The following is a 12202-nucleotide window of genomic DNA, read 5'->3' as shown; positions in this document are numbered from 1 at the left end:
CGACGGCTATCAATCGACTTTTTTACCGACCGACCCGAGTACGATCGTGAGCGATTACGACAGCGTCTCCGCCGACGTCGAGCACGAGGAGGAGATCCCGAAGGATCACCCCAGATATCAGGATCTGCTCACCCGCCACCGGATCGAGGCGGGCATCGAGAAGGGGATCACGCATCTGCAGGGGATGCACGCCGAGGGTCGGGGCAGCGCCTTCGACTACCTGCTGGGCGAGGAGACGATTCCGAGCGCCGACGACGCCGAACGGACCGCCGCGGCCCACCTCCTGCTCGCCGAGCGGCCGGTGCTCTCGATCAACGGCAACGTCGCGGCGCTGGTCCCCGGCGAGATGGCCGCCCTCGCCGACGCCACGGGCGCCGCTCTCGAGGTCAACCTCTTCAATCGCACCCCGGAGCGGATCGAGGCCATCGCCGATCACCTGCGCGAGCACGGCGCGGACGAGGTGAAGGGACTCGAGGCCGACGCGCGGATTCCGAACCTCGACCACAAGCGGGCGAAGGTCGACGCCGACGGCATCTACGCGGCCGACGTCGTGCTCGTACCGCTCGAGGACGGCGACCGCGCCGAGGCGTTAGACGAGATGGGTAAGACCGAGATCGTGATCGACCTCAACCCGCTGTCGCGCTCGCCGCAGGTCGCCGACGTACCGATCGTGGACAACATCATCCGCGCGGTGCCGAACATCACCGAACACGCCCGCGAGTTGGCCGACGCCGACGAAGCCGAACTTCGAGAGATCGTCGAGGCCTTCGACCGGGACCGAGCGCTCGAGGAGGCGGAGGAACGGATCCGGTCGGGCGACCTCTGATCGGCCGCGGTCTCGCTCGAGACCAACTATTATCTGTCACCGTCCCGAACGGTCGGGCGATGCCATCGCTCGAGCCACCATGTCTGCGATCGGAACACGCCTCCCGCGGCGCGGCCGAGGGAGCGAAACTCGGCGGGAAGGTCGGCGGTCTCGCCGGACCGGCGGGCGGTGCGGTCGGGGCCGGCGTCGGCGCGGCGACCGGCTACCTCGCGGGGACGGCCCGCGATCGGGTCGACTCGCTGACACCGTTTTGAATTCATCGGGCGCGAGCGTGCGACCGTCCGGGACACTACCGTCGTTCAAGAAGGCATAAATCCGTCCGTTGATTCCACTCAGACAGCAATGGATACCTACGACCTGATCACGCGAAACGCCGAGGAGGTCGTCACCGACGAGGAGGTCAGCGACCTCGCGGCGGATCCCGCGGGGAAACGCGCCTACGTCGGCTACGAACCCTCCGGCGTGCTCCACCTCGGCCATCTCCTGACCGCGAACAAACTCATCGATCTCCAGGAGGCGGGCATGGACGTCGTCATCCTGCTGGCGGACGTCCACGCCTACCTCAACGACAAGGGGACCTTCGACGAGATTCAGGACACCGCCGAGCAGATGAAAGCGCAGTTCCTCGCCTACGGCCTCGACGAGGCCCAAACCGAGTTCGTCTACGGCTCCGAGTTCCAACTCGACGAGGAGTACGTACTCGACCTGCACACGCTCGAGGTCGACACGACGATGAACCGCGCCCAGCGCGCGATGGCCGAGATACAGGGCGACGAGACGGCCAAGGTGAGCCACCTCGTCTACCCGCTGATGCAGTCCTTGGACATCGAGTACCTCGACCTCGATCTGGCCGTCGGCGGCTTGGACCAGCGCAAGGTCCACATGCTCGCCCGCGAGAAACTGCCCGAAGTCGACTACGAGGTCCGGCCGGCCCTGCACACGCCCATCGTCGCCGACCTCACCAGCGGCGAGGGGAAGATGTCCTCGAGCGAGGGCGTCACCATCTCGATGGAGGACTCCACCGAAGACCTCGAGGAGAAGGTCAACTCGGCGTACTGCCCGCCGACCCGCGATCCGGAGCCGGACGACGACGGCAACGAGCGCGAGAACCCCGTCCTCGAACTCTTCGAGTATCACGTCTTCCCGCGGTTCGACGAGATCGTCGTCGAGCGCCCCGAGAAGTACGGCGGCGACCTGACTTACGAGGACTACGAGGCCCTCGCCGACGACCTCGAGTCGGGCGAACTCCACCCCGCCGACGCGAAGGGCACGCTCGCGACCTACCTCGACGAACTGATCGCGCCGGGCCGCGAGAAGCTGCGCGAGATCCGCGACTAGTCGGCTCCCCCGAGAGTCGCGGCTAATCGACATCCCGCCTCGAGGGCTCGCGTGTCGGCCCTACTCGACGAACACGCACTCGTCGTCGGTATCGAGGAGGATGCTGAACAGTTGCCCTTCGACGGCCCGGAGGTGCTGTGAGAAGGTCGCCGGCGAGATACCGAGTTCGTCGGCGAGTTCGGTGGCCTCGTGTTTTCGCGGCCAGTCGTAGTAGCCGTTCATGTAGGCGGTGAGAAACACCTCCCGCTGCCTGTCGGTGAGCGCATCGATAACGGTCTGTTTGAAATCGTGGTGCGTAAACAGCGGCGTCGACCGCTGCCGGTCGCGAGAATCGTCGACCGTCACCGTCGGATGCTCCGTTTCGAATCGCTCGACGAGTTCGTCGGCGTCGGCCCGTGAAGACACCTCCGCGACGAGCCGGCCGTCACCGCCGTCGGCCTCGACGGTCCGCGGAATCGCCCCGAACTCGACGACGCTCCTCGCGACGCAGCGCTCGCGGACGTGGAATCGTAATCGACCGCCGTCCTCGTGGCGCGCCACGAGTTCCGCATCGACGTCGTCGCTCCGGTCGACCGCCTCGAGGACCCGCTCCGGCCGGGCACCCTCGAGGGTGAAGTACTCGACGAACCCGGCCTCGGAATGCGGAAAGAGCACCTCGAGATCGACCCGACAGTCCTCGGCCCGCGACGCGTCGACGAACGGGTAGGACGTGTCGCGAACCCGAAACTCGACTTCGACGGCGTCTTTCGCCCGACGGCCTCCGCGGTCCATGCGTTATTGTCACCGTCCCGGTACTGGTCCGTTTCCCCTTGACTCGCAAGCGGTTCGGCCGCGATCCGAGACGTCGACAGTCGGTGCTAGCCGCCGTTCGCGTGCCGTCGTCGGTCGGTCACCTCACTGCAGAGCACACCTCGTGATGGCGTGGTGTGTAGCGAGAGACTATCGATCTAAGCGGAAGATATCGCCCGTGATGGCGCTGTAAACGACGAATTTTCCGGCCTGACTACAACCAGTCTTATCACCGTCTCCGGTGGAGGTCCGGCCGATCCATGGGACGCGAAACCGAGTCCGACGACTCGTCCGCCGACGCATCGCGCCGTTCGTTCCTGCAAACCGGTACGCTCGCCTCGGCGGGCCTCGCACTGGGGCTGTCAGGTGTGGCACCCGCCGCGGCGACCGGCGGTGACTCGACCGGTTCCGACGAGATGCCCGCCGGCGACGCAGCGAGCGACACCGAACTGAACCTGGCGGACGTGGGCTTTCTCCAGTTGATGGCCTACCACCACCGCGGCGGGATCGAAGCCGCCTCGCTGGTTCCGGAGCGGACGAACCACGACGCGTTGGCCGAGTTCGCCGAGACGGTACTCGAGGGCCAGCGGGAGGGCCTCGCGCGGATCGAATCGATCCTCGCCGAGGCCGGGATCGAACCCGGGCACCTGCTCGAGGCCGATCTCGACGCGGTCAGGGACATGGTGACGTCGATCCCCGGCAACCCCCGCCCGAACGAACTCGCGTACCTGCAGCGCCTCGAGGGGACGACCTTCGACCTGCGGTTCATCGAAACGTTCGCGAACCACCACCGCGGCGCGATCCAACTCTCACACCTCGTTCTTCGGGAGGGCCAGTCGCCCGCGGTCGAAGCGATGGCGACCGACATCATCGAGACCCAGCAGGCACAGATCGCCCGAATGTACACCTGGTACCTCGACTGGGTGCAGCACGCCTAGCGCGACCGCGGCGGGCGGCGGCCGCCGATCAGCCGATTGAAGTGCGCGCGACCCCCTTGCGAGTCCATGAACGAGACGCGACGGGCGATCCTCGAGGCGATCGCGGACGGGCCGGTATCGGGGCCCGAACTGGCCGAGTCGCTCGATATCTCGCGGGCGGCCGTCTGGAAGCACATCGAGGGGCTGCGCGAGGCCGACTTCGAGATCGAGAGCGGGCCGGCCGGCTACGAACTGACCGCCGTCGCGGCGTACAACGCCCCGGCCGTCGAGTTCGAACTCGAGGCCCCGTTCTCGGTCGAGTACCACGACTCCGTGGGAAGCACCAACGACCGGGCGCGCGAGCTGGCGGCCGAGGGCGCGACGGACGTGGCCGTCCTCGCGGACGAACAGGTCGGCGGCCGCGGCCGCCTCGAGCGCGAGTGGTCCTCGCCGTCGGGCGGCGTCTGGGTCAGCGTCCTGACGCGACCGGCCGTCGCGCCCGCGCAGGCCCCGCTGTACACGCTCGCGGCGTCGGTCGCCACGGCGACGGCGGCTCGAGAGGCGGGCGTCGACGCCCGGATCAAGTGGCCCAACGACGTGGTCGTCCCGGTCGGCGACGACGGCGACTACCGAAAGCTCGCGGGGATCCTCACGGAGATGGAGGGAGAGACCGACCGCGTGGAGTGGCTCGCCGTCGGGATCGGCGTCAACGCGAATCTCGACGCCGACGCGCTACCCGAGGGTGCGACCAGCATCCGCGAGGAGGCGGGTGACGTCGACCGGCGACGGTTCGTCCAACGGCTCTTGGAGTCGTTCGATCGGTATCGGGAAGACCTCGAGGCGGTCGTCCCCGCGTGGCGCGATCTGGCGCTGACGATCGGCCAGCGCGTGCGCGTCGACCGCCCCGCTGGCGAAATCGTCGGTGAGGCGATCGACGTGACGGAGTCCGGGGCCCTCGTCGTCGAGACCGAGAACGGGCGGGAGACCGTTACGGCGGGCGACTGCGAGCACTTGCGACCGATCTGACCGAGCGCCGCAGTTTCAAACGCCGAGCAGGATCGAACCGGTGGTCGCGGCGACGACCCAGCCCACGCCGGTCCACGACACCACGAAAAACGCCTCGCGAGCGCTGGCTTCCGTCCAGTCGGAACTCACGTCGAGGCGATCCTGCATTCCCTCGATGGTCCGTCCGAGGCCGACCGCCGATGACCACGCGGTGACGCCGAACCCGAGGACGAGCGCGCCGAGTGCAAACGCCGTGTCGGTCGCGGCTCGCGGCGTCCAGACCGTCAGCAGCGCCAGCGAGGCGACCGCACCGAGCGCGGCTCCGATGGCCACCCAGCGAGCGGCGGCGACCGCGAGCCGGCGGACCCGCTCGACGGGGTCCCTCGAGACGGGAACGCTGGGATCAGTCGACGGCATCTCGCATGCGGGGATCTAAGGCGTCCCGCATCCCGTCGCCGAGGAGGTTGAATCCGAGCACCGTCAGCGCGAGGAATAGGCCGGGGAAGAACGACCACCACCACGCCCCGGAGAACAGTCCCTTCTCGACGCCCTCCGAAAGCATCATCCCCCACGACGGGTCGCCGGGAGCCGCGCCGAACCCGAGGAACGACAGCGCCGCGATGTCGATGATGGCGAGCCCGTAGTTCAGCGTGGACTGGACGGTGATCGGTGCCAGACAGTTCGGCAGGACGTGGCGGATCAGCAGCCGCGGATCGGTCGCGCCGAGGGCCCGCGTCGCCTCGATGTACTCGTCCTCGAGGACTTTTAGCGCCGCCCCGCGCACGACGCGGGCGAACCGCGGCGTGTACACGAGCGTAAGCGCGATGACTGCCCGCCACAGCCCCAACCAGTCGGGGAAGATCGTGACGAGCGCAAGCGCCAGCAGCAGCGACGGGAACGACAGGAGTACGTCCATCGTCCGCATGATCACGTTGTCCGTGAGGTCGCCGTAGTACGCCGCGACGATCCCGGCGGTGATGCCGAGGGCCGTGGACGCGACGACGGTCGCGGTCCCGAACTTCAGGGCGTACCACGCGCCGTACAGCACTCGCGGGAAGATGTCGCGGGCTTGGCCGTCCGTTCCGAACCAGAACGCGCTACTCGGCCCCACCTTCGTCGGGTTTGCCCCGAACTGCGTGTCGACGATGGCGTCGAGTCCGTACGCGAGTCGGGCGTAGATGGCGACGAGGAACATCCCGACGATGAGACTGAGGCCAATGACGGCGATGCGGTTCGACAGCAGTTCCGTGAGGAACGGGCTGGCGCGAAGGCGCTCGATGGTGCTGCGTTCGACGGTCGATGATTGGGTTTCCGTGCTCATTGGTCGATTCGTGGGTCGAGGATGGAGTACGTGATGTCGACGAAGAGGTTCACTATTGTGTACATGAGCGCGAAGACGAGGACGGTCGCCTGCACCACGGGATAGTCGCTACCGTCGATGGCGGAGACGAGCAACGTCCCGATGCCGTTGATCTCGAAGACGGTCTCGGTCAGCACGGAGCCGCCGAGCATCGAACCGAACTGGATACCGATGATGGTGATCACGGGGATGAACGCGTTCCGGAGCCCGTGTTTCATGATCGTGGTCTTCGCGCCCTGGCCCTTCGCGCGGGCCGTCCGCATGTAGTCCTGTCTGACGACTTCGAGCATCGACGACCGCATCATCCGGGAGATGAACGCCATCGAGTAGATGCCGAGCACGAGGACGGGCATGAACAGGTGACGAGCCGCGGACTGAAACGCGGCCATGTCCCCGGCCAGCAGCGTGTCGACGAGGATGAATCCGGTCGTCGAGTCGATGAAGTGCGTCGATCCGATGCGCCCGCTCGTCGGGAGGACGCCGAGGATCTGTGCGAACAGCAGTATGAGGAGCGGCCCGCTCCAGTAGATGGGGACGCTGATCCCCGTCAGCGCGCCGATCCGGGAGAAGTGGTCGGTCAGCGTGTCCTTCTTGACGGCGCTGATAATCCCGAGCGGGAGTCCGAACAGCAGGCCCGCGATCTGTCCGAGAACCGCGAGCTCGATGGTGATCGGGAGTCGGTCGGCGAGAATCTCGCTGACGTCGCTACCCTGTCGGACCTGATAGGACTGTCCGAAGTCGAGCGTCACGGTGTCGTGAAGGAATCGGAGATACTGCTGCCACAGCGGATCGTTGAGTCCGAGGTCGGACCGAATCTGCTCGACGAAGTCTTGACTCGCGCGTTCGCCCGCGATGACGACGGCGGGGTCACCCGGCGAGAGATGGAGGATCGCAAAAACCACTGTTGCCACTCCGAACAGCACCGGACCGAGCAACAGCAGGCGTTTGGCGACGAACCGCTTTGATACCATTATTCTGAGCTAATTTTGAGGGGTTAAAAATGTCCCGTCAGCCGGGCGCGTTACTCGAGCTCCACCAAGTGGAGGTGCGGGCCGCCGATAGCCGAGACGTCGTAGTTGCTGACGTTGTTGCGGACGCCGCGGATTTCGTCGGCGTAATCGATGTAGACCCAGGGTGCCTCGTCGTGGGCGATCTGGGCCGCCTCGTGGTAGAGGTCGGCGCGTTCGTCCTGATCCGACGCCTGCTGGGCCTCTTCGACGAGATCCATGAACTCCTGGTTCGCCCACGCGGCGCGGTTGGACGTGTTGTAGCCCTCCGTGCTCCAGTCGACCCAGTCCTGTCCGTCGGGAGACTCCACCTGCGGGTGGAGCAGGACGTAGTAGAAGTTGTCCGGGTCGGCGTTGTCCGTGTACCAGCCGGCGAGGGACGCGTCGTGTTTCCCGTCGCCGGTATAGGTGAGGTAGTCCGAGAACGGCCGCTCGTCGATGGTGACGTCGATACCGACGTCCCCGAGGTTCGTCCGGATGGTCTCCGCCGTCGACGACGGAGCCGGGTTGTAGCCGCGGGCGTTCTGGAAGGTCGTCAGGTCGAAGGAGAAACCGTCGCCGTATCCGGCCTCTTCCAACAGCGACCGTGCCTGATCGGGGTCGTAAGCGTACGGACTGAGGTCGTCGTTGTGTCCGAACAGCGCCGGCGGACACGGCTGGTCGGCCTGTTCGGCGATGCCGGAGTAGACCTCGTTGACGATGGATTCGGTGTCGATGGCGTAACTGATCGCCCGCCGGACCCGCGCGTCGCGGAACTCCTCGACGCGGGACTGGTTGAACGACATGTAGCCGATGTTGATCCCCTCTCCCGACTGGATTTCGGCGGCGTCGGAGTCCTCGACCGACCCGATGTTTTCGGGCGCGAGGTTGTCGATGATCTCGAGTTCGCCTTCGACGAGAGCCTGCGTACGCGTGGAGTTCTGGCCGCGCTCGAGGAACAGGAGTTCCTCGACGTTCGGACCGTCGCCCCAGTAGTTGTCGTTAGGGGTGAGCAGGATGCGGCCGTTCGAGTTGTCGAGTTCCTCGAGTTGGAACGGACCGGTGCCGTTGGCGTCCGCGTTGAAGTCGAAGTCGCCCTCGATGTCGTCCTTGGAGAGGACGACGGCGGCGAACATCGCGAGGTTACGCAGGAACGGCGCGTACGGATCCGTAAGCGTGATGTTCAGCGAGTAGTCGCCGTCGGCTTCGACGGAGTCGATCCAGTTGCCGAGCGTGAACGGCCCGTACGCGGAGGCGTCCTCGAAGTAGTAGTCGTAGTCCTCGTCGACGAACCGGCGGTAGGTCGCGACGAAGTCCTCGGCGGTGAAGTCGGTTCCGTCGTCGAACTGTGCGTCCTCGCGCAGTTCGATCGTGACGTCCTCGCCGTCCATCGACCAGTCGGTCGCGAGACTCTCCGTAATGGCCGCCTCGCCGGGCTCGAAGTCGATGAGCCCGTCGTAAACCTGGTTCGTGACCTTCGACACCTCGCCGCTGGTCGTTCGCTGCGGATCGAGCGTGTCCGAGTGGGAACTGCGCCCGTACCGGAGCGTGCCGTCGCTGCCACTGCTACCGCCGAGACAGCCGGCCATGGAACTCGCTGCAGTTGCGACAACCGTTGCGCTGCCGGCAGACTTCAGGAAACTCCGCCTGGAAGGCTGACCGTCATTACCTGACATACCAGTAGTCCGTAATTCGAACTATATAATGGTACCGGACAATATTGTCAACTCTATACTGGTTGAGAAGCGTTTACTGGCCGTGCTGGCCGGTCGGAGAAACGAGTCGCGACTCGATGGACTGGGTTCCGAAAACGCCGAACGCACCCGGCGGATCCGAGCGATTAACTGGCACCGCGTCTGCGATTACTCGGCTTCGGTGTAGATGTGACAGGCGGCGGGGTGGTCGCTGTCGTCGAGTGCGGGGTCGTTTCGCTCGCAGACGCTCTCAAACGTGTCCGCGAGGACGGCCTCGGCGGCCTCCCAGTCGCCGTCGTCGAGGTGCCGGTAGGACTCCTCGACCGCCTCGCGAGCGCGACCGGAGAGCGGTTCGTCGAAGAACTGCGCGTTGAGCGCGGCGGTCAGGTCGCTGCCGCCGTCCGCGACCGCTCGAGGCGGCGCTTCGGCGACGGCTTCCTCTCGGGCCGCCTCGAGATCGATGTCGCGCGATTCCACGCGTTGTCGATAGAACATGACCTCGCGGTAGCGCTCCTGTTCGATGTCGAGATTGTCGGGCGGGATGATCGACGGACACCGAGTCCGGAAGTGACAACCCGACGGCGGATCGATCGGGGAGGGAACGTCGCCTTTCAGGATGGTGCGGTCGTCGGTATCTGCCAGCGGATCCGGTTCGGGAATCGCCGACAGCAACGCGTTCGTATACGGGTGTCTCGGGTCGGCGAACAGGTCGTCGGTCTCGGCGATCTCGACGATCTCGCCGAGGTACATCACCGCGATGCGATCCGAGATGTGCCGGACGACCGAGAGGTCGTGGGCGATGAACAGGTACGTCAGCCCGAACTCCTCTTGCAGGTCCTCTAAGAGGTTGATAATCTGTGCCTGCACGGAGACGTCTAGGGCCGACACCGGCTCGTCGGCGACGATGAAGTCGGGGTCCACCGCGAGGGCACGAGCGATGCCGACGCGCTGGCGCTGCCCGCCCGATAGTTCGTGGGGATAGCGACCGTACTGGCTCTCGTCGAGTCCGACCTCTTCCAGAAGCTGGATAACGCGGCGGCGTCGCAGCAGGCGCGCGGAGTCGCCGGCGGACACCGACACATCGATAGCAGTGATGCGACCGTCCTCTCGGGTGATATCGGTCTGAACGCCGAGCGGACCCTCGACATCCACGGTGATATCGTCGTCCTCGATGGTGACATCGTCGCTATCGACAGTCACGACATCGTCGCCTTCGGCAATCATGACGTCGGCGCCCTCGACAGTCACGGATACCGGAACGACCGTCTCGCCATCGGTGCTCCCCAGGAGCGCGTCTGCATTGTCCGAAACCTCGACGGAGACGACGTCTTCACTGATCCCCTCAACGGTAACGTCCGCTCGCGTGACGACGTCGGGGTCGCTCTCCGGGAGGCCGTGAATCTTCAGCGGTTCCATGACCGTCTGTCCGACGGACATCCGCGGATCGAGACTCGACATCGGGTCCTGGAAGACCATCTGCATGTCCTTACGCTTCTCGCGGAGTTCCGACTTCGAGAGGTCGCCGAGGTCCTCGCCGGCGAACACCACCGTGCCGTCGGTCGGCGGGTTGAGGTGGAGGATGGCCCGACCCGCGGTCGACTTGCCACAGCCGGACTCGCCGACCAGTCCGAGCGTCTCGCCCTCGTGGACGTCGAAGCTCACGCCGTCGACTGCCTTTACGCTCGGCTTTTCACCCATGAACCGGTCGAGATAGCCGTCCGCTTGCTGGTAGTACTTTCGCATCTCGCGGATTTCGACGATCGGCTCGCCGATGTCGTGCTCGGCCGCGGACGCGGCGTCGTCGTTGCCGTACTCGTCCTCGTCGAAGTCCTCGAGGAGACACTTCGAGCGGTGGTCGACGCCCTCGGGACCGTGCTGGCGGAACTGGATCTCGCCGTCGCGACACTCGGGCTGGGCCCACGGGCACCGGTCCGCGAAGTGACATCCCTCGGGCATGTCGATGAGGTCGGGAACGTTGCCCTCGATGGGCGTCAGACGGTCTTTCTCCTCCGTCGGGATGGATTCCAAGAGCGTGTACGTGTACGGGTGGCTCGGATCGGCGAAGATCTCTTCGACGGGACCCACCTCGACGATCTCGCCGGCGTACATCACCGCGACCCGGTCGCAGGTCTCCGCGACCACGCCGAGGTCGTGGGTGATCATCAGCACCGACATCCCGAACTCCTCTTGGAGGTCGTCGATGAGGTCGAGAATCTGGGCCTGGATGGTCACGTCGAGGGCTGTCGTCGGCTCGTCGGCGATGAGGAGGCTCGGCTGGCACGCGAGCGCGATGGCGATGAGCACCCGCTGGCGCATCCCGCCGGAGAACTCGTGGGGGTACTCCTCGAGGCGCGTCGTGGCCTCCGGGATGCCGACCTCGGTGAGAATGTCCACGACATCTTCCATGACTTCCTCGTCGTGTTCTTGCCCGCCGATAGACGGCAGAATTTCCCGGACGGCGTTCAGCCACGTGTCCCGTTTCCGTTCGCCGTACTGGTGGAGCCGCAGGGACTCCGCGACCTGCTCGCCGACGGTCACCGCGGGGTTCAGAGAGGTCATCGGGTCCTGGAAGATCATCCCCATCTCGCTGCCGCGGACCTTCCGCATCGCTTCCTCGGGGGCGTCGGTCAGGTCGATGACACCGTCCTCGACCGAAATCGCGTTGGCGTTCGCGCCGCTTTCGAATCGCTCGCGTGCCGCCTCGTCCAGATAGACGAACCCGTCGTCGGCGTCGTCGAGGGCAGCCTCGAGTGTGTCCGCGACCGAGTCGGTGGTCGCGCCGTCATCGAGTCGGTCGGCGGCCTCTCTCAGAGTCGGTGCGAGCCCCGCGGGATCGTCGTGACCGGCGAGGTCGGCGGCCATGCCACGCAGTTCCGTGCCGGCCGAATCGACCCCGTCGCCGACGCGGAGGTCCGCAACGAGTTCCCGGATCGCGTCCACGAGTTCGAAGGGGTACGGGACGACGGCACCGTCGAACTCGTCCGCGAGGTCCGCGGCGAGCGCCGCGCGCCGTAGCGTCACGCGGCCGCCGACGACGTCGCCGGGGTCGTCGACGAGATCCATTGCTGAGAGGGCGGTCACGCTCTTACCGGACCCGGACTCGCCGACGAGGCCGACGGTCTCACCCTCCTCGATGGTGAGGTCGATCCCGTCGACGGCTTTCACCGCACCGCGTTTGGTGTCGAACTGCGTGCGAAGTCCGGAAAGGGATAGAAGATCGGTCACTGGCAGCAGTTCTCGAGGGAGCGAAGAAATACCTTGTGGGATTTGGACAACATTTATCCCCG

The 12202-nt window shown here is 65.9% G+C and carries 11 protein-coding genes; 5 read left to right on the top strand and 6 right to left on the bottom strand.

Annotation, left to right across the window (positions count from 1 at the left end; translation table 11 throughout):
* The first annotated feature begins 46 nt into the window (after positions 1-46).
* From ACT4ML_RS01430 to ACT4ML_RS01420, 3 genes are all read left to right on the top strand, one after another.
* The gene (locus ACT4ML_RS01430; RefSeq protein ID WP_444719263.1) at positions 47-826 is read left to right on the top strand and encodes a 4-phosphopantoate--beta-alanine ligase; all 780 of its coding nucleotides are present in this window, start codon (positions 47-49) and stop codon (positions 824-826) included.
* 59 nt (positions 827-885) lie between these two features.
* Positions 886-1080 carry a hypothetical protein gene (locus tag ACT4ML_RS01425; protein ID WP_138244230.1) on the top strand — a complete coding sequence of 65 codons (195 nt, stop codon included), beginning with the start codon at positions 886-888 and terminating at the stop codon, positions 1078-1080.
* An 88-nt stretch (positions 1081-1168) separates the two neighbouring features.
* Positions 1169-2164: a tyrosine--tRNA ligase gene (locus tag ACT4ML_RS01420; protein WP_444719262.1), complete on the top strand. Its 996-nt coding sequence runs from the start codon at positions 1169-1171 to the stop codon at positions 2162-2164.
* A gap of 60 nt (positions 2165-2224) precedes the next feature.
* Here the strand turns inward: ACT4ML_RS01420 and ACT4ML_RS01415 are convergent, their stop codons facing one another.
* Positions 2225-2935: a helix-turn-helix domain-containing protein gene (locus ACT4ML_RS01415; RefSeq protein WP_444719261.1), complete on the bottom strand. Its 711-nt coding sequence runs from the start codon at positions 2933-2935 to the stop codon at positions 2225-2227.
* Between the two features lie 278 nt (positions 2936-3213).
* On the opposite strand from ACT4ML_RS01415, the gene ACT4ML_RS01410 reads away from it, so the two are divergent.
* Positions 3214-3891: a DUF305 domain-containing protein gene (locus ACT4ML_RS01410; protein WP_444719260.1), complete on the top strand. Its 678-nt coding sequence runs from the start codon at positions 3214-3216 to the stop codon at positions 3889-3891.
* Between the two features lie 66 nt (positions 3892-3957).
* Positions 3958-4896, top strand: coding sequence for a biotin--[acetyl-CoA-carboxylase] ligase (locus ACT4ML_RS01405; protein ID WP_444719259.1), 939 nt, complete (start codon positions 3958-3960; stop codon positions 4894-4896).
* Positions 4897-4911: 15 nt separating this feature from the next.
* Here ACT4ML_RS01405 and ACT4ML_RS01400 read toward each other — a convergent pair whose 3' ends face one another.
* The 5 genes from ACT4ML_RS01400 to ACT4ML_RS01380 form a co-directional block, all read right to left on the bottom strand.
* Entirely contained in the window at positions 4912-5292 is a 381-nt protein-coding gene (locus ACT4ML_RS01400) for a DUF7268 family protein (protein ID WP_444719258.1), read from the bottom strand.
* On the bottom strand, positions 5279-6196 hold the full coding sequence (locus ACT4ML_RS01395; protein WP_444719257.1) for an ABC transporter permease: 918 nt from the start codon (positions 6194-6196) through the stop codon (positions 5279-5281). The genes ACT4ML_RS01400 and ACT4ML_RS01395 overlap by 14 nt, the downstream gene beginning before the upstream one ends.
* Positions 6193-7206, bottom strand: coding sequence for an ABC transporter permease (locus ACT4ML_RS01390; RefSeq protein ID WP_444719256.1), 1014 nt, complete (start codon positions 7204-7206; stop codon positions 6193-6195). The genes ACT4ML_RS01395 and ACT4ML_RS01390 overlap by 4 nt, the downstream gene beginning before the upstream one ends.
* A 50-nt stretch (positions 7207-7256) precedes the next feature.
* Positions 7257-8897 carry an ABC transporter substrate-binding protein gene (locus ACT4ML_RS01385; RefSeq protein WP_444719255.1) on the bottom strand — a complete coding sequence of 547 codons (1641 nt, stop codon included), beginning with the start codon at positions 8895-8897 and terminating at the stop codon, positions 7257-7259.
* Positions 8898-9083: 186 nt separating this feature from the next.
* On the bottom strand, positions 9084-12140 hold the full coding sequence (locus ACT4ML_RS01380; protein ID WP_444719254.1) for a dipeptide ABC transporter ATP-binding protein: 3057 nt from the start codon (positions 12138-12140) through the stop codon (positions 9084-9086).
* Positions 12141-12202 lie beyond the last annotated feature (62 nt).

The sequence above is a fragment of the Natrinema sp. LN54 genome, from assembly GCF_052439245.1.
Classification (GTDB): Archaea; Halobacteriota; Halobacteria; order Halobacteriales; family Natrialbaceae; genus Natrinema; species Natrinema versiforme_A.
Note: the sequence above shows the minus strand (reverse complement) of the source record. Positions and strands in the feature narration are given on the sequence as shown.